The sequence below is a fragment of the Acinetobacter sp. LipI_19 genome (assembly GCF_058242925.1).
The window spans coordinates 490771-508617 of record NZ_JBZAYK010000001.1 but is presented as its reverse complement, the minus strand read 5'-3'; the positions used below and the strand labels follow the sequence as shown (position 1 = coordinate 508617).

The 17847-nt window shown below is 38.0% G+C and carries 16 protein-coding genes; 8 read left to right on the top strand and 8 right to left on the bottom strand.

Features of this window, described 5'->3' with window-relative positions; translation table 11 throughout:
• Positions 1-118: 118 nt before the first annotated feature.
• From AC4CVF_RS02485 to AC4CVF_RS02475, 3 genes are all read right to left on the bottom strand, one after another.
• On the bottom strand, positions 119-1618 hold the full coding sequence (locus AC4CVF_RS02485) for a cation:proton antiporter (RefSeq protein WP_419359395.1): 1500 nt from the start codon (positions 1616-1618) through the stop codon (positions 119-121).
• Between the two features lie 226 nt (positions 1619-1844).
• On the bottom strand, positions 1845-2735 hold the full coding sequence (gene ypfJ, locus AC4CVF_RS02480) for a KPN_02809 family neutral zinc metallopeptidase (RefSeq protein WP_419359393.1): 891 nt from the start codon (positions 2733-2735) through the stop codon (positions 1845-1847).
• Between the two features lie 51 nt (positions 2736-2786).
• The gene (locus tag AC4CVF_RS02475) at positions 2787-3713 is read right to left on the bottom strand and encodes a DUF808 domain-containing protein (protein ID WP_419359391.1); all 927 of its coding nucleotides are present in this window, start codon (positions 3711-3713) and stop codon (positions 2787-2789) included.
• 196 nt (positions 3714-3909) lie between these two features.
• Here AC4CVF_RS02475 and trpS point away from each other — a divergent pair, with 196 nt between their 5' ends.
• Positions 3910-4923, top strand: coding sequence for a tryptophan--tRNA ligase (trpS, locus tag AC4CVF_RS02470; RefSeq protein ID WP_004717376.1), 1014 nt, complete (start codon positions 3910-3912; stop codon positions 4921-4923).
• Positions 4924-5001: 78 nt separating this feature from the next.
• Here the strand turns inward: trpS and lysS are convergent, their stop codons facing one another.
• Positions 5002-6528 carry a lysine--tRNA ligase gene (gene lysS, locus AC4CVF_RS02465; RefSeq protein WP_490788843.1) on the bottom strand — a complete coding sequence of 509 codons (1527 nt, stop codon included), beginning with the start codon at positions 6526-6528 and terminating at the stop codon, positions 5002-5004.
• Positions 6529-6724: 196 nt separating this feature from the next.
• Between lysS and AC4CVF_RS02460 the strand changes: the two genes are divergently transcribed.
• On the top strand, positions 6725-7063 hold the full coding sequence (locus AC4CVF_RS02460) for a hypothetical protein (protein WP_490788842.1): 339 nt from the start codon (positions 6725-6727) through the stop codon (positions 7061-7063).
• Positions 7064-7406: 343 nt separating this feature from the next.
• Here AC4CVF_RS02460 and AC4CVF_RS02455 read toward each other — a convergent pair whose 3' ends face one another.
• Entirely contained in the window at positions 7407-7850 is a 444-nt protein-coding gene (locus AC4CVF_RS02455; RefSeq protein ID WP_336951834.1) for an SRPBCC family protein, read from the bottom strand.
• A gap of 321 nt (positions 7851-8171) precedes the next feature.
• On the opposite strand from AC4CVF_RS02455, the gene AC4CVF_RS02450 reads away from it, so the two are divergent.
• Positions 8172-8675 carry a YqiA/YcfP family alpha/beta fold hydrolase gene (locus AC4CVF_RS02450; protein ID WP_336952131.1) on the top strand — a complete coding sequence of 168 codons (504 nt, stop codon included), beginning with the start codon at positions 8172-8174 and terminating at the stop codon, positions 8673-8675.
• Between the two features lie 146 nt (positions 8676-8821).
• On the opposite strand, the gene AC4CVF_RS02445 is transcribed toward AC4CVF_RS02450, so the two are convergent.
• Positions 8822-9367 carry an adenine phosphoribosyltransferase gene (locus tag AC4CVF_RS02445; RefSeq protein ID WP_483770763.1) on the bottom strand — a complete coding sequence of 182 codons (546 nt, stop codon included), beginning with the start codon at positions 9365-9367 and terminating at the stop codon, positions 8822-8824.
• 492 nt (positions 9368-9859) lie between these two features.
• On the opposite strand from AC4CVF_RS02445, the gene rubA reads away from it, so the two are divergent.
• The 5 genes from rubA (at position 9860) to AC4CVF_RS02420 (ending at position 14796) form a co-directional block, all read left to right on the top strand.
• Entirely contained in the window at positions 9860-10024 is a 165-nt protein-coding gene (gene rubA, locus AC4CVF_RS02440; RefSeq protein ID WP_004678010.1) for a rubredoxin RubA, read from the top strand.
• A 104-nt stretch (positions 10025-10128) separates the two neighbouring features.
• A complete protein-coding gene (locus AC4CVF_RS02435; RefSeq protein WP_483770762.1) occupies positions 10129-11319 on the top strand; it encodes an NAD(P)/FAD-dependent oxidoreductase in 1191 nt (396 codons plus the stop codon).
• A gap of 58 nt (positions 11320-11377) precedes the next feature.
• A complete protein-coding gene (estB, locus tag AC4CVF_RS02430) occupies positions 11378-12316 on the top strand; it encodes an esterase EstB (RefSeq protein WP_004823254.1) in 939 nt (312 codons plus the stop codon).
• A 13-nt stretch (positions 12317-12329) separates the two neighbouring features.
• Positions 12330-13235: a LysR family transcriptional regulator OxyR gene (gene oxyR / locus AC4CVF_RS02425; protein ID WP_004717396.1), complete on the top strand. Its 906-nt coding sequence runs from the start codon at positions 12330-12332 to the stop codon at positions 13233-13235.
• 346 nt (positions 13236-13581) lie between these two features.
• On the top strand, positions 13582-14796 hold the full coding sequence (locus AC4CVF_RS02420; RefSeq protein WP_490788841.1) for a TCR/Tet family MFS transporter: 1215 nt from the start codon (positions 13582-13584) through the stop codon (positions 14794-14796).
• A gap of 161 nt (positions 14797-14957) precedes the next feature.
• Here the strand turns inward: AC4CVF_RS02420 and ppk1 are convergent, their stop codons facing one another.
• Together ppk1 and mtgA are read right to left on the bottom strand one after the other, a co-directional pair.
• Entirely contained in the window at positions 14958-17042 is a 2085-nt protein-coding gene (gene ppk1 / locus AC4CVF_RS02415) for a polyphosphate kinase 1 (protein ID WP_004823258.1), read from the bottom strand.
• A gap of 112 nt (positions 17043-17154) precedes the next feature.
• Entirely contained in the window at positions 17155-17829 is a 675-nt protein-coding gene (gene mtgA / locus AC4CVF_RS02410) for a monofunctional biosynthetic peptidoglycan transglycosylase (RefSeq protein WP_490788840.1), read from the bottom strand.
• Between the last annotated feature and the right edge of the window lie 18 nt (positions 17830-17847).

Sequence of the window (17847 nt, the reverse complement as noted above, 5' to 3'; positions counted from 1 at the left end):
CTAATAAAAAAGCCAGTATTGTTACTGGCTTTTTTATGGCGCTAAACCTTTAAAAATATTTAATTTTTAGTCGCTCAGTTTTATACCTTAACTATTCATTTAGCTTAATGCGCTATGTTTAAAAGTTACCAGGATGTTCCAATCGCTTCATTTCCTGGGCTTTTTCAGGATGATGTACCGATGCCACACCATCTGCAGCTTTCTTGTCAACAAGCGCTTCAGGATTATAAATGGTAATGGTTTCATGTCCTTCGTTATCTTCCCCCACAATATATTTGATACCTTTACGATTCATTTTATTGCACATGCGCTGATACCAACCTTTAAAACCTTGTGTTTCTTCATTTGGGTTGTAATAAAATGCATTCATGACTGCTGGTAAACCCAGCCCACAGACCACACCTGAAAGTAATACACTAATGAAGGTATAACCAATTAAAATACTACTGTAATCACGTAGCTCAGGGACGTTTGCCACAGCAAGGATCAATGCAAGGGAAATTCCTCCACGAACCCCTCCCCACGAAAGAATAGCTAGACTACCGTTATAACTCTTTTTGCGAAATGATGGGAAAAATGCAAAAGCTAAGAAATTTGCAGCAAAACGAGAAAGATGCAATGCAAAGAATGCAAAAATACCGCCAAGAATCAGACTTGTGCTTAAGTCTAAAATAAAGATTTCTAGACCAATCAGTGTGAAGAGAAAAGAATTAATAATCCCTTCTACTGTATGCCAAAAATGATTAACCTCTCGAATCTCACGATCCTGTAAAATTTCTTTCCACTTATTACCTACGATTAAGCCCCCAATTACACAAGCAATTGGTGCCGATGCATGAGCAAATAATGCAACAAGATAAGAGCCACATGCCAATAACGCAGTTGTGAGAATCAATGATTCCATCTCATGCTTGCCACGTAATAAACGCAAGATTCCTAAACCAAAAGCCCAACCAATGATGACCGCAACCACAATTTCATATAAGAATGTTTGTAATGTTGCAACTAAACTAAAATGCTCACCTTCAAGGACATTTAATAAAGTCATGAAGACCGCGATACACATCGCATCATTAAATAAGGATTCACCTTCCAATTTAACAATGAGATGATGTGGCGCTCGTACTGAACTGAGAACACCTTTGATCCCAATCGGATCTGTTGCACCTAATGCTGAACCCAGTAATAATAAAACTAAAATTGGGACTGGATTACCAATCAAAAACTGAAAGCCAAAGACCAATCCTGCAAAAAATACAGCACAGAGCAGTAAGGCAATCGTTGCCAATATACTAATCGGCTTCCAATAAACTTTTAAATCTGAAACTTTAAATTTAAGCGCTGAAGATGTCAGAATGAAACAAATAACGCCATTGACTAAAAAATCATAAAAATCGACATGCCTTACAGCTTCTTCGATATTATGGATATTAATAGAGATAAATTGATTGCCATTAAGTAAACTGGCGCCCCATTGCAAAATAAAGACAAAAATTGCAGAGACAATGGGAACACCGATGGCTTGAGGGAAACCTAATATTCGCTTATTAAAAATTGTAGTCGCGATAGAAAGCGCAAAAATGACTGTAAAGACCTGAAGAAAGAAATAGTTACCCATCAGAAACCTGTTTAGATTTTTAATTTAAATGCACATCAAACACTCAATCATTTTTTTATAAAATATAAAATAAGAGACCATTTAACAATCTGGATAATTGTACAAAAAAAACTGAAATATGATGATTACTGGTTATATTTTTTAACATAAAAAATGCTTGAAAAAATTGATTCAGAAAAAAAGAGAACATGATGTTCCCTTTTTTAACGCAATACTGAGTAGCTATCTATTTAAAGGTATCACATGCATTGATATCACCAGAATTCATACCAATATTAAACCATTGCATACGTTGCTGGCTGGTACCATGGGTAAAGCTGTCTGGAACAACATAACCCCGTGCTTTTTTCTGCAAGTAATCATCGCCAATTTTTTCAGCTGCATCCATCGCTTCTTCAATATCACCCTGTTCTAAGAACTGAGTCCGTTGTTGAGTACGATTGGCCCAGACCCCAGCTAAACAGTCTGCTTGTAATTCTAGACGAACTGATAGTTGATTGCCCTGAGTTTCACTGGCACGCTGGCGTGCTTGCTGAACCTGAGATGATATTCCCAATAAATTCTGTACATGGTGCCCCACTTCATGCGCGATCACATAGGCTTGAGCAAAATCACCTGCTTCATCTTTAGCTGAAAGCTCAGATTGATTTTTTTCACCAGAAATACCCATCTGCTGGCGCATATCTTTAAAGAACTGGGTATCGATATACACCTTTTGGTCTGCTGGGCAATAAAATGGCCCCATCGCAGATTCAGCCGTACCACAACCCGATTGTATCGCACCACTAAACATCACCAGCTTAGGTGAAACATACTGTACACCTTGTTGTTGGAAAATTGGCTTCCAGGTATCTTCGGTATCTGCCAAAACCGTTTTAACAAAAGATGAGGTTTCCTGCTGTTCAGGGGTTAAATTCGTCGGTGCAGAATTTTGACTTACACCAGCCGAAGTCACCTGTTTAGTCGCTTGATAGGCTTGCTGTGGGTCAACACCAAAGAATTTCCATGCAACAAAAGCGACGATTAAGCCTAGTACACTAATCCCACCCGCTTTTACGCCACCACCACCACGGCGATCTTCGACATTATCACTTTCTCTACGTCCTTTCCAACGCATAGATCGGTCCTTTTATTTTATATTGGCTATCATTTAGAATGTGCTTTGCATTTATGCAGTAGTTGATTTTCCACGAACTTTTTGAATAAGTCCAACAACCAATACCACAGCTAAGCCGGCTACGATACCAATCAGTAAATTGATTAACGTTGGCGTTAATGCACCAATAACACTACCAACGTTTGGAATATGTTGAATATGATCAACGGCTTCTTCTGACCAATGATGCAAAGTTGAAACAGCATGGGTGATGATCCCCCCACCGACCAGGAACATTGCAATGGTTCCAACAATTGTTAAAGTCTTCATTAACTTTGGTGCAAATACCAGTAAACCACGGCCAATGCTTTGTTTAACATTTGATGTTTGTTGGGTTAAATACAAACCTAAATCATCAATCTTTACAATCATGGCGACAAAGCCATAGACACCGACGGTCATTAAAATTGCGATGACAGATAGCACCATCACTTTGGTACCAAATGTTGCAGCCGCAACAGTGCCTAAAGAAATCACCACAATTTCAGCAGAGAGAATAAAGTCTGTACGTATTGCGCCTTTAATTTTATCTTTTTCAAATGTGGCTAAATCAGTTTCAATTTGTTCAAATTCCTCTTGCGCAGCTTCACCTGTTTTGGCTTTTTTATGCTGCAAACTATGTAGAACTTTTTCAACACCTTCATAGCAAAGAAACAGACCACCAATCATCAACAATGGGTTAATCAACCATGGTGCAACTACACTGATCAACAAAGCCAAAGGTACTAAAATTAATTTATTGATAAATGAGCCTTTCGCGACACCCCAAACCACAGGAAGTTCACGCTCTGCTCTTACACCACTCACTTGTTGTGCGTTCAGTGCTAAATCATCACCTAAAACACCCGCAGTTTTTTTAGCCGCCATTTTACTCATGACTGCAACATCATCGAGTACCGCTGCGATATCATCTAATAATATTAATAGACTACTTGCCATTTTTTATCCAAAATTTTAGTTATCCTGTCATTTTAAAGTGAAAATTCATTTTTCTATATAAAATTTTGTAGATTTTCACATTTATTGATAAAAATTGGTTCTACACCATTTTTCGCTGACATTAAAATAAATTATCTCGTACAATAGTGCCCATTCATAAAACACGACTGTCTATATAAAGACTTTGGAAGCGATAATGACGAATCAAGATAATCGTCCTGTGATTTTGACAGGCGACCGTCCTACTGGACAACTACATTTGGGACATTTTGTAGGTTCTTTGCGCTCACGAGTAGGCTTACAAGATTCTCATCATCAACACCTCCTTCTCGCAGATGCTCAAGCTTTAACAGATAATGCGGATAACTTTGAAAAAGTTCGTCGTAATATTCTTGAAGTAGCAACAGACTATTTAGCAGTCGGCATTGACCCAACAAAAACTACAATCTGTGTTCAATCTTGTTTACCCGCGTTGAATGAACTCACCATGTTGTATTTAAACTTTGTGACGGTTTCACGTTTAGAACGTAACCCAACCATCAAAGCTGAAATTCAATTACGTGGTTTTGAGCGTGACATTCCAGCTGGTTTTCTTTGCTACCCTGTTGCACAAGCTGCCGATATTACTGCATTTAAAGCCACTGTCGTGCCAGTTGGCGAAGACCAAATTCCAATGATCGAACAGACCAATGAAATTGTTCGGCGTTTAAACCGTCAAATTGGACAAGAGGTTTTACCAGAGTGTAAAGCGCTTTTATCTAACATGAGCCGTTTACCTGGCTTCGATGGTAAAGCAAAAATGTCGAAATCATTGGGCAATACCATTGTATTAGATGCAACCGATAAAGACATCAAAAAAGCAGTCAATGCAATGTATACCGACCCAAACCATCTGCGTATTGAAGATCCTGGTCAGGTTGAAGGAAATATTGTATTTACCTATTTAGATGCTTTTGATCCAAATAAAGAAGAAGTTGAAGAACTTAAAGCACATTATCGTCGTGGTGGTTTAGGTGACGGTACTGTGAAAAAACGTCTTGAAGGTGTGTTAAAAGAGTTGATTACACCAATTCGTGAACGTCGTATGGAACTTGCCAAAGATCCAGATTACATCATGGATATCTTAAAAACTGGTACGGAAAAATGCCGTATCATCACTCAAGATACTTTAGATGAAATTAAAAATGGTTTAGGCGTATTTCATTTCTAAAATGCCCTGATTGTCTAAGCAAAAAAAAGCCACTGAATTCAGTGGCTTTTTTTACAACATCTTTTATAACATCATAAATTAATTTCTATGACGCATATGTGGGAATAAGATCACATCACGGATACTTGCTGCATTGGCAAATAACATCACCAAACGATCGATACCAATACCTTCACCTGCTGTAGGAGGTAAACCGTATTCTAATGCTTCAATAAAGTCAGCATCGAAATGCATTGCTTCATCATCGCCCGCATCTTTTTCAGCAACTTGCGCTTGGAAGCGTTCAGCTTGGTCAATTGGATCATTTAATTCCGAGAAACCATTTGCCAACTCACGACCACCGATAAAGAATTCGAAACGGTCAGTGATATGCGGATTATCATCATTTCGGCGCGCTAACGGGGAAGTTTCCGCAGGATATTCTGTGATAAATGTCGGCTGACGTAATTGAGTTTCAACAGTTTCTTCAAATACGATCGTTTGTAATCGACCTAAACCAAAACCTGGTTTAACTTGCTCTTTTAACTCTTCACGAATAAATGTTGCCAAGAATTCACGATCCGAAACATTTTCAGCAGTGAAATTGGGGTTATGCTCAAGAATCGCATCAAACATCGAGATTTTCTTAAATGGGCCTTTGAAGCTATACACTTCTTCACCATAAGGAACATCCGTTGAGCCCAAGATGTCGATTGCTAATTTTACTAGCATACCTTCAGTCAAAGCCATAAGATCTTTGTAATCAGCATAAGCTTGATAGAATTCAATCATCGTAAATTCAGGGTTATGACGCGTTGAAACACCTTCGTTACGGAAGTTACGGTTAATTTCAAATACACGCTCAAATCCACCAACAACCAAACGTTTTAAGTAAAGCTCAGGTGCAATACGCAAGAATAATGGCATATCTAATGCATTATGATGTGTTTCAAATGGACGCGCTGACGCACCACCTGGAATCACATGCATCATCGGAGTTTCAACTTCCATAAAACGTTCATTAATGAGATAGTTGCGAATACCAGACACAACTTTTGCACGAATTTCAAAAGTTTTACGTGTTTCTTCATTCACAATTAAGTCTAAATAACGTTTACGGTATTTTACTTCTGTGTCATTCAAACCATGAAACTTGTCTGGAAGTGGACGAAGAGATTTCGTCAATAATTCAAAATGTTCAATATGAACATATAAATCACCTTTGCCAGAACGACCGATATAACCTTGTACAGCAATAATATCACCAAGATCTAGACTTTTTACAGTTTCTAAAACTTCTGGTGCAAGCTCTTTGCGTGGCACATATAATTGAATACGGCCCGTCATGTCTTGAATCACGATAAATGAACCACGATTCAACATCACACGACCCGCTACAGATACGTGAACTTGCTCGCCTGCTTCGATTTGTTCTTTAGATTGATCTGCAAATTGTTCTTGTAGATCTTGCGCATAATGCTCACGTTTAAATGTGTTTGGCCATGCGCTAACACCTGTTTCCTTGGCGTGATCTTGAATTTGCTTTAACTTGGCATGACGCTGTGCAATTAAATCGTTTTCGGAAATGTGTTGTTCAGAAGTCGATTGAGCGTTATGTTGCGTCATCTCTGCCTCGATTATATTAAAAAACGGAAGTTGCATAGCATAGCAGATTTACAACATAATGCGTATGAATATAACTCTACGAACCATTTAAAAATTAAAAATCATGAGTAAATACTGGCAAAGATTCGCCCAAAGTATCATTCTTTTCAATGTTTTGTCATTTTCAACTGTAGTTGGAGCCGAGCAAATCATTGTTATGAGCAATACTCAAAAAGATCTTCCCATAAAAATTGAAAGTACCAATCTCAATAATCAAGATTATATTTGGCAATTAGAAATCACTCCAAATCGAACTAGTCTGCAAAGCCAAGTCAAATTAATGAATCCACACCCCACTCAAAAAGCACTCAATTTAAGGGCTTTAGAACTGGCAAAAAAACTCACTCTAGATCAATTACCACAGGTCACTAATGATTTTAAAAATAAAGCGCTTAATTTTGATGAGCAAAACATCGCAAAAACAAAATACTATTATGGAAAATACATTCTGTTTATCTGTTTATTAAATTTCCCACCACCGTCCAATACGCCATAAAACCTAACTTCTCACAACTACAAAGCGCTTTAGAACCTTTTTGTACTCAAAGTAAGACGCCATCTCAGAATAAAATTAAATTTGATCAACAAGGTAATATCTTGCTCTCAGCAAAATTTTTAGTAGAGGCACAAGGGCAAATCCTTAATATCCGTTACCCCCCTTTAATTCACGAACATATGAAATCAATACTCCAACCCTTACTAGAAAAAATTCGCTTCCAACCACGTAATGAAAATGGTGTGGCAAAAACATTTTCTATTGAACAACCACTGATCATTCAATGCCATTAAATAATGAGAAAAAACATCAGGGCTAAGCTACGCAGTAAGCGCAAAGTTTCTCAATGGTTTTGTTCAGCCAATGATTTGACTATGGCAAACCCTTGCTGGAAAGCACGATCCATCATGTCCTTATATTCCTCAGAGGTTTCTATTTCAGCAGATAATGTGGTTGTTGCATCCTGATCATTTAAGAAATATTTTTCTAAAGAGCCACTCCAACTTTCAACATCTTCACTTGTTGAATCTAAAACACCATTTTTCAAAACACCCAAATGTTTAAATACCACTTTTTTAAACTGCTCCAACTCTACAATGGTGGCGACCATGCCATTGCCACTGGCATCTTGAAATAAGGTTTCCCCGCCAACTTTCCAGTCAGACTGCATCTGCGAAGTTTCAGAAAATGGTTGGGTCCATTTTGAATAAGTATGCGTATCCCAAAGGATATTCCATACTGTTTGTGCATTCGCTTGAATGACAATGTCGTAGCTTAAAGTAATCATTTGTTTCTCTTATTTTATTAATCCAATCTATAGCTTAGTACAATAAAAACCCAGAATGATTAATTTTTGTTAATAAAAATCCATAACCTAAAAAATTTAAACCTAAACATTCAATATGTTAAACAATAAATAACAAGCATATTGATCTGTTACATAATACTCTTAGACCAAAATCTAAGTTTTTAAAAAAGTGCAGCTAAGTAGAATATTTGAATATAAAAATAGTTAGATGGAAAATTTTAAATCCGTTGATAACTTTTTCTAGCTTTATTCAATTTCTACCTTTGCTCAATAAAGAAAGACCATATGAAAACGATAACAATGAAGAATATTCATTCTAAAATTTTATTTTTACATGGACTAGATTCTTCCAAAGAATCGACAAAATTCCATGCAATAAATGCTGAAAAAAAATACTGCATTGATGTGGATTACCGTAACCTTAACTACAAAACGGTTGAATGTTTCTATCAAGATATTATCGAAAAAATTAAACCCGATTTATTGGTAGGTCATAGTTTAGGGGGATATTGGGCATTAAAAATGTCACAACAACATCGAATTCCTGCAATCATTGCAAATCCAAGCTTAGATCCAGATTTCCGTGAGGATTATGTAGCGATTGATGAACATGATTTAGACCATGATATACCACAGATTGCTTATCTGGAGCTTGGTGATGAGGTTTTAGATATGTATAAAGTAGTTGAGCAACTAGAATCCTATATGCAGATTGAAGCTGTTGAAGGTGGACATCATCGTTTAGTCCAACCTGAAAACTTAAATCATTTAATTGAATATATGGAACAAACCTTTATTGCTTGAAAAAAATCAGCAAAGCACAAATTGGCGTACTTGGCATAAAAAAGCCTTGTATTTACAAGGCTTTTTTCACGACGAGACAGACAAACAAAATGATTTAAGTATTCAATGACAAAAATTGAGTTCGAAAACTTAACCTGTTATTGCCTTTAAGCAACCGCTTGTTCAACTGGCTTTGAATGCTCATCAAGCACTGACCAAATCTTTAAATCAAGATCTTTATGTAAATCAGTTAGATTAAGAAAAACACTCGCACCCAATACGGTGTGTTGACATTTATGCATTAATTGATTGACTGCTTTTAAAGTACCACCTGTAGCCAATACATCATCTACAATAATCACTTTCTGTGCTTTGATATCAGCTGACATTTCCAAGCGATCTAAACCATATTCTAAGCTATAGCCTACACCAATCACTGGGGGTGGTAACTTACCTGCTTTACGAACCAGTAATAAACCTTTGCCCGTACGCTGTGCCAATAAGCTTGCTAAAACAAAACCTCGCGCCTCAACTGCAACAAAACTATCCACTGCATTTAATTGTTTTACTGGAATACTTGCAATCAATGCATCGGTTAACTCCACAAGATTGTTCATAAACAATGGGGTTAAATCATAAAAACAAATACCTGGTTTTGGAAAATTCGGGACAGCACGGATATTTGACCACAAAGCAGTAGATATGTTGATCATAGGGAGAGATTTAAAAAATAAATAATATGCGAATTTTAACGTTTTTTAGTCAAAATAGACAGCAGTTCGCTATCTACCCTCTATTGAAATCACCCTAAGTTATTGAATTTATTAAGTCCATTTTCACACAAAATAATGGCTATATAACATACTGACTCTAGCTTAATATTATTGTCTAAAATATTCATCTAACCTTGGTCTAAATACAAAAAATTTAAACATTTATAGCAGTACTCATCCCTTGTAGCGACACGATTATAATTAAAATTGTCTGACAAAGTTGGCATAATAAACATCGCTTTTGTCCTGAGCTGCCATTCAGCTTTGAGATTAGTTAGATAAACTCCGATATTTACTTTACTTTAGATACAGAACTGCGTAAGAATTTAGAGGAATATGTACACATTTTATTTGCATATTATTTGAGTCAAGCAGCAGAAGGAATTTAACTGACAGAAAAAACATAACATCTGTCAGATATCGGAGAATCAGATGAAGAAATATCAATGCATCGTTTGTGGTTGGATTTATGACGAAGCAGAAGGTTGGCCACAAGATGGCATCGCAGCAGGTACCAAGTGGGAAGATATTCCTGATGACTGGACATGCCCAGACTGCGGTGTTTCTAAAGCAGACTTTGAAATGGTCGAAATCTAAGATATTGCGTAAAGACCATGTTCACATGGTCTTTTTACATTTATTTTCAACACTACAAAATTACTCAATTCACCGCTAAATTTGAAACAGGTATGGAGAAAGATATGCAACCGATTATCATCATAGGTTCTGGCATGGCGGGTTATACCCTTGCAAGAGAATTTCGTAAGTTAAACACCGAACAGGAATTGGTGATGATTTGCGCAGATGATGCGGTGAATTATGCAAAACCGACCCTATCTAATGCATTAGTTGGGAAAAAAGCACCTGAACAAATTGGTTTAGGCGATGCTGAAAAGATGAGCGCCCAACTGAACATGCGGATTGAAAAAGAGACATGGGTTAAAAATATTGATGTAGAGAAACATGAATTAACCCTTGAAAAAGATGGACAATCTTCAACTCTAGGCTACTCAAAACTTATTCTTGCCGTGGGCGCAAATCCGATTCGATTAGCGATTGCTGGTGATGGGAGTGATGATATTCATGTGGTTAACTCACTAATTGACTATCGAGCATTCCGTGAAACTTTAGACAATTGCAGCACGGGTGAATGTGGCAACAAACGTGTGGTGATTTTAGGCGCGGGCTTAATTGGTTGTGAATTTGCCAATGACTTACAAAATACTGGGCATCAGGTTACGGTGATCGACTTAGCACCACAACCTTTAGGGCGTTTATTGCCTAATCATGTTGCACAAGCATTTAAAGACAATCTTGAACAATCAGGAATTAAATTTGCCTTGGGTACCACTGTAGAAAAAGTTTCTAAATCTGAGCGTGGTTATATCGTTTCATTGGCCAGTGGTCAATCCTTGCTCGCGGATGTTGTGCTTTCTGCAATTGGCTTACAACCTAATATTGCCTTGGCTAAAGCTACGGAAATCAACACCAGTCGTGGTGTCATTACCAACACCTTGCTCGAAACCAGTCAAGCAGATATTTTTGCCATCGGTGACTGTGCCGAAGTGAATGGAACACTCTTGCCATTTGTCATGCCAATCATGCAACAAGCGCGTGCATTAGCCAAAACCTTGAGTGGACAAACCACCACTGTACACTACCCTGCAATGCCAGTCGCGGTGAAAACTCCAGCTGCACCTTTGACTGTACTTCCAGCTCCAATTGATGTTGATGTTACATGGGAGAATGAAGAGTTTGAAGATGGGATGTTATCTAAAGCAACAGATGCTGAAGGTACCTTACGTGGTTTTGTATTGTTAGGTGCAACTGCTGGAAAACAGCGTTTAACTTTAACAAAACTGGTTCCAGACTTGATTCCTGCATCCGTTTAAGGTTTTAATAGCAAGGATATTTTTTAATCAAAGAATATCCTTGCTTAGGAAAATAACAATGAATAGCGCACTTCAATTTCAAGTTTCACCTTATGCCTCGTTCATGAATGAAACCAAAGTCGACTTAGGTAATGGTATTCAGCTTCATGTTGAAACTGGTGGAAATCCACAACACCCAACCATTCTGTTGATTATGGGTTTGGGTGCGCAAATGTTATTTTGGCCTGATTTTTTTTGTAAATCACTGATTGATCAAGGCTTTCATGTGATCCGCTTTGATAATCGTGATATTGGCTTATCTTCAAAAATTCGCCACCAAGGTCCACGTTTAAACTCTTATAAGCTGATGGGTCGCTTTGCTTTGGGCTTACCAAATGACGGCGCGCCTTATAACTTATTTGATATGGCGGATGATGTTGCATTATTAATTGATCGTTTAGGCATTGAAAAACCACATATTTTGGGTGCTTCAATGGGGGGTATGATTTCTCAAATTTTAGCAGCAAAATATCCTGAGAAAATTGATAAAGTCGGCTTACTCTTTACTAGTAATAATCAACCTTTGCTACCACCACCGTTTCCAAAACAACTCTTTAGTCTTATCGGTAAACCTGAATCACGTGATGAAGAAGGGATTGTGAATCATTCCTTGAAGGTATTTCATATGATTGGTTCACCTGGTTATATCAACCAAGTTGAAGCAATTCAAACTGCACGTAAATTATATCGTCGTAGTTATCACCCAGCGGGTGTACTTCAACAGTTTTTAGCAATATTATGTACAGGTTCCTTACTTAAATTGGATAAGCAGATCAAAAAGCCAACTTTAGTGTTACATGGCTCTAAAGATCGGTTACTACCTCCAAGTCATGGTAAGGCAGTTGCTAAAGCAATTTCAGGCGCTAAATTTGAATTAATTGAGGGAATGGGGCATGATATCCCACCGCATTTTGTTCCTCAACTTAGCGGCTTATTTGCACATCATTTTAAATCATAAGCATTAGGACACTATGGCTGCATTACCATCCCTAAGACAGTTGTCATATTTAGTGACACTGTCTGAGACGCTGCACTTCACTGAAGCAGCGCGCCGTTCGTTTGTAACTCAATCTACTTTATCTGGTGGAATCATGGAGTTAGAACGTTTATTGGGTGGCGTACTCGTAGAACGTGATCGCCAAAACGTACGTTTAACTCCTCTAGGTGAGCAAGTTGTTGCCCGAGCCCGTGTTCTACTCGCCGATGCTCAGGACTTGATGCGGTTAAGTCGAGAAATGAGTGAACCGTTAACTGGTGATTTGCATTTAGGGATTATTCCAACCATCGCCCCTTTCATTTTGTCGCAGCTTTTGGAAGAAGTGCATAAACAACTTCCAAAAATTCAGTTGCATCTGCATGAAGCACAAAGTGAAAAAATTGTTGAAAAACTTGAGCATGGCAATCTAGATGTGATCATGCTGGCTTTACCATTCGACACACGTGGTTTGAAAGTTGCTGAAATTGCGAAAGAAGATTTATTCTTAGTCTGCAATAAAGCAGATCAAAATGCGATGAATGCAAGAAGCTTAGATGATTTAGATCTTTCTCATCTCATGCTCCTTGAAGAAGGTCATTGCTTACGTGATCATACCTTAAGTGTTTGCCCAATCGGTGAGCGTAAAAATGATCACCGTTTAAAAGCAAGCTCATTGCCAACTTTAGTGGAAATGGTCAGTTCAAACTTAGGCTATACACTGCTTCCTGAGATTGCAATTCATGCACATATGCTGAAAAACAATGATCAGATTGTGGTTAAACCTATTGAGAATGCGCCTTCACGCACTTTGGCTTTGGTTACACGTAAAAGTACACCGCTACAAAGTGAATTTGATGTGTTGGTACAAATTCTTCAAAAAATCACGCCAAATTTACGTTAATTTTCCAATACTGAAAAGGAGTCATAATTGACTCCTTTTTTATTGAAGATCTAAAAAGTCTATAGATCACCTCAGCATAAGCAAAATTAAAACGATCTTGTTTTTACTAGATCAAGAATGATAATATTTGAGCAGTACAAAATACTCGCTTATTTTTGTATGTATTGTTACGATGAAAATCGCGAAAAATCGACCTATCCTCAGCTTGTTTTAAAAAGCATGCATCCATCTCGTCGACACATATCCAATCCTTTGCATTGGTCAGCGTTCCACAGGGCTTGAATCTTCCAAGCATCGTTAACAGGTTTTCACAGTTTTCTGTGCCTGAATTTTCGATAGGACGCGTATGAACCGACCTTTATATATTATTTTTTCAACGATTGTCTTAGATGCAATTGGCATTGGCATCGTATTCCCTCTGTTTCCCTCACTACTGAAAGACCTAAGCCATCAGCATAACGTTGCCTTGTTAATGGGGGTTTTCCTAAGCCTGTATGCGCTTATGCAATTTATGTTCTCCCCGATCTTAGGTGCTTTGAGTGACCGCATTGGTCGAAGACCTGTTTTGCTGATTTCACTTGCGGGTTCTGCAATCAACTATTTTTTTCTTGCTTGCTCACCCTCTCTTATCTTGCTGTTCATTGGACGAATCATTGCTGGAATAAGTAGTGCCAATATGTCCGTGGCTTCAGCCTATATCGTTGATACCACGTCAGAAGAAAATCGAGCAAAATACTTCGGTTTAATGAGTGCCATGTTTGGTATAGGATTTATTCTCGGTCCTATCCTCGGTGGATTATTGGGCGGGTATTGGTTACGGCTACCTTTTTTCGTTGCGGCAATTTTAACAACAGTTAACTTGCTTATCGCATTCTGGCTACTCCCTGAATCCCAAAGCAACAATCCTTTACCCACCATTTCTCGACCTGCGATTTCTTTACTTTCCAGTTTAGAAATGAATCCATTTAAAAGTCTTAGTTTTATCCTTGCTCAAAAAAATATACTGCCCATTTTACTGATATTTTTTCTGTTTAGCGCCTGCGGTGAAGCTTATGGTGTCTGCTGGGCACTTTGGGGACATGATACCTTTAAATGGAATACATTTTGGGTTGGTCTTTCTTTAGGCACTTTTGGTTTATGCCAAGTACTGGTTCAGTCATTTATACCTCAACATGCCGTCCGATATTTTGGTGAAAGAAATACCGTGCTGATTGGTCTGGCATGTATATGTATGGCATTAATCATCATGGCTTTTACCCAACACGCTTGGATCATTTTTGCAATCATGCCGATCTTTGCCCTAGGAAGTATTGGTACTCCTGCACTACAAGCTGTTGTTTCACAAAAAATCCCAGCTGCACAGCAAGGACAGTTTCAAGGTGTTATCACCTCAACCATTAGTCTAGCCTCGATTATTGCCCCCTTATTGTTTTCTACACTTTACTTTCATTTCCAAACACGATGGACTGGCGCTATATGGTTGGTTGTCGCGATGATTTATTTAATTGCACTACCTGCAATTTTATCGAGTTTAAAACCACAACAGCTTAAGTCATCCTAGTATTTAAGAACTTCAATGCTTTATTAGAAGCGTTGATTGCTGATTTAAAAAAGCTTAAATCTAAAATAACCAAGTCATTCAATTTCATTAAAATCCGACTGACTGATACAAAAAAGCCCGATTAATTTTAATCGGGCTTAAGACAATCAGATTATCTTGGCTTAACCATTTACAAAGTGCTCAAGCAAAGTTTGTTGAGCATTGTAAATTGCCTCGCCTTCTTTAGGTTGCACACGAGTCCAAGTCCCATCGCCTTGCAATAGCCAAGCGCGGATATTGTCTTTTAAGTAATTGACTAAACCTTGCTGGTAAATGCGTTTTTTTAATGCTGGATCTTCGATCGGGAAGCACACTTCTACACGATTAAATAAATTACGATCCATCCAGTCTGCACTGGAACAGTATATACGTGGATTGCCATTATTTCCGAAATAATAGACACGGGTATGTTCTAAGAAACGCCCGACAATTGAACGAACTCGAATATTTTCAGACAGATTTGGTAACCCTGGACGTAAACAGCAAATTGAGCGAATAATCAGATCAATTTGTACCCCTGCTTGCGAAGCTTCATATAATTTATTGATCAATTGAACTTCAGTTAACGCGTTAACTTTAACAATAATTTGTGCAGGCTTGCCCGCTTTGGCATTGGCAATTTCATCATCAATAAAAGCAATTAACTGAGCATGAAGAGTAAACGGCGCATGTAACAGTTTTTTCAACTTTGCCATTTTCCCCATACCAGTCAATTCTTGAAAAATACGATGTACATCTTCGCAGAGCTCTTTATCTGTAGTGAGCAAACCATAATCGGTATAAATACGAGCATTTGTTGCATGGTAGTTACCCGTACCCAAATGCACATAACGTACTAACTTATTATTTTCACGGCGTACCACCAAGATCATTTTGGCGTGCGTTTTATAGCCCACGATGCCATAAACCACAACAGCACCCGCCTCTTGTAATACATTGGCAACGGCGATATTTGATTCTTCATCAAAACGCGCCCGTAACTCAATCACAGCAGTGACTTCTTTACCATTACGTGCCGCTTCTGCAAGTACCTGAACAATTTCAGAGTCAGCACCACTACGATATAAGGTTTGTTTGATCGCTAGCACTTGGGGATCACGTGCAGCTTCACGCAACAAGTTAATAACTGGTGCAAATGATTCAAATGGATGGTGTAAGAGAATGTCTTGTTTTTGCATTGCTGAAAAAATATTTTCAGACTTTTTCAATACTTTTGGAATCGCGGGTACATGCGAATCATAACGCATATGTGGACGTTTAAAATTTGACACAAGACGTGCCAGATTTACTGGCCCATCCACTTTATAAAGTTGTTCTTGTTCTAGATCAAATTCTTCAAGCAAGTATTCATAAATATGTTTTGGACAGTTTTCTGTCACTTCTAAACGTACTGCACGGCCAAAACGACGTGAACTCAATTCGCCTTTCAATGCTTTGGCTAAGTCTTCTACATCTTCATTCAGCGCCAAATCCGCATTACGTGTGACACGGAACTGATAACAACCTGTAGCTGTCATCCCAGGGAACAAATCCGATACATGCTCATGAATAATCGCAGACAACATCACAAAATGTTCTTTACCGCCTGTAAGCTCATCAGGTAAACGCACTACACGAGGAAGCGAACGTGGTGCTGGTACAACTGCTAAATCAATTTGTCGACCAAATGCGTCTTTCCCTTCTAGAGTCACAATAAAGTTTAAGCTTTTATTGACCAGTCGTGGGAATGGATGTGCAGGATCAAGGCTAATTGGGGTAAGTACTGGTGCAACTTGTTCTTGGAAATATTTTTTAATCCACACAGATTGTGCAGGCGTTAACTCACCACGACGTAAAAAACAAATGTCTTCTTCACGTAACTTAGGAAAAATTTCTTCATTAAGAATACGGTACTGACGCTCAATCGCTTCATGTGCAGTTTTAGAGATTTGGTCTAAAACTTGTTTTGGCGTCAAACCATCTGGTGAACGACTTTCATTCCCTAAAGTTAATTGCTCCATCATTCCTGCAACACGGATTTCAAAAAATTCATCCATATTACGAGAAAAGATCAACAAGAAATTCATACGTTCAAGCAAGGGGTGTAAAGGATCAACGGCTTGCTCTAAAACACGTAAATGGAAATCTAAAATTGAAAGCTCACGATTTATATATCGTTCATTATAAGAATATTCTGTAGGCGTTGTTGTCGTCACTGCGGTATTCATGCAATAAACCTGCATCAAAAAAAATGTCTTAATTCTAGTATGCTTCAAATTTGTGACAATTTCATAAAAAAAGCACATCAATTTGTGCTTTTTTAAATTCATTTATTTAGTGTCAATCTGGAATACGGGTATAACGCATATACTTCAAAACCAAACGCTTACGGTAATGAAGCTTAGAATCATCACGATTTTTTTGATAATACTTCGGATTGGTTAAAATCACCGCTAAAAATGCGGCCTGCTCACGACTTAAACTTGCCGCACTCTTAGAAAAGTAATGTTGTGATGCAGCTTCAACACCATAGATATGATCACCAAATTCAACAGAGTTCATATAGACTTCTAAAATGCGCTGTTTAGTCCACATCCGCTCCATCATGGTGGTGGCAATCGCTTCCTGACCTTTGCGGATAAATGAGCGACGATTATAGAAGAATAAATTTTTAGCCAATTGTTGAGAAATCGTTGAACCACCAGCGACTACTTTGTCTTTTTTTAGATTACGTTGTAGTGCATTTTCAATACCATCCCAGTCGAAACCATGATGATCGAGAAATTTAGCATCTTCAGCAGCGACAATTGCATGTTTAAAGTTATCACTGATCTTGTCATAGTCGCGCCATTGATGTTGAATCGGCTCAAAATCAGACAGATATGTCCAACGCATAAACATGGTGGTTTCTACATCATGGGTACGCCAATAAATTAAACTTGAGAAAATCCATAGCTGAATCATGATCAAAATACTGACCACAATTAACAAAGCACGAACAATAAAAGCTTTCATGTCAGCTGCTTACTCCGA

Excerpts from the sequence above, each read along its gene's own strand:
- AC4CVF_RS02485 (WP_419359395.1), bottom strand. The coding sequence starts at position 1,618 with ATGGGTAACTATTTCTTTCTTCAGGTCTTTACAGTCATTTTTGCGCTT.
- ypfJ (WP_419359393.1), bottom strand. The coding sequence starts at position 2,735 with ATGCGTTGGAAAGGACGTAGAGAAAGTGATAATGTCGAAGATCGCCGT.
- AC4CVF_RS02455 (WP_336951834.1), bottom strand. The coding sequence starts at position 7,850 with ATGATTACTTTAAGCTACGACATTGTCATTCAAGCGAATGCACAAACA.
- mtgA (WP_490788840.1), bottom strand. The coding sequence starts at position 17,829 with ATGAAAGCTTTTATTGTTCGTGCTTTGTTAATTGTGGTCAGTATTTTG.
- rubA (WP_004678010.1), top strand. The coding sequence starts at position 9,860 with ATGAAGAAATATCAATGCATCGTTTGTGGTTGGATTTATGACGAAGCA.
- estB (WP_004823254.1), top strand. The coding sequence starts at position 11,378 with ATGAATAGCGCACTTCAATTTCAAGTTTCACCTTATGCCTCGTTCATG.
- oxyR (WP_004717396.1), top strand. The coding sequence starts at position 12,330 with ATGGCTGCATTACCATCCCTAAGACAGTTGTCATATTTAGTGACACTG.
- AC4CVF_RS02450 (WP_336952131.1), top strand. The coding sequence starts at position 8,172 with ATGAAGAATATTCATTCTAAAATTTTATTTTTACATGGACTAGATTCT.
- trpS (WP_004717376.1), top strand. The coding sequence starts at position 3,910 with ATGACGAATCAAGATAATCGTCCTGTGATTTTGACAGGCGACCGTCCT.
- ppk1 (WP_004823258.1), bottom strand. The coding sequence starts at position 17,042 with ATGAATACCGCAGTGACGACAACAACGCCTACAGAATATTCTTATAAT.
- AC4CVF_RS02445 (WP_483770763.1), bottom strand. The coding sequence starts at position 9,367 with ATGATCAACATATCTACTGCTTTGTGGTCAAATATCCGTGCTGTCCCG.
- lysS (WP_490788843.1), bottom strand. The coding sequence starts at position 6,528 with ATGACGCAACATAACGCTCAATCGACTTCTGAACAACACATTTCCGAA.
- AC4CVF_RS02460 (WP_490788842.1), top strand. The coding sequence starts at position 6,725 with ATGAGCAATACTCAAAAAGATCTTCCCATAAAAATTGAAAGTACCAAT.
- AC4CVF_RS02475 (WP_419359391.1), bottom strand. The coding sequence starts at position 3,713 with ATGGCAAGTAGTCTATTAATATTATTAGATGATATCGCAGCGGTACTC.
- AC4CVF_RS02435 (WP_483770762.1), top strand. The coding sequence starts at position 10,129 with ATGCAACCGATTATCATCATAGGTTCTGGCATGGCGGGTTATACCCTT.
- AC4CVF_RS02420 (WP_490788841.1), top strand. The coding sequence starts at position 13,582 with ATGAACCGACCTTTATATATTATTTTTTCAACGATTGTCTTAGATGCA.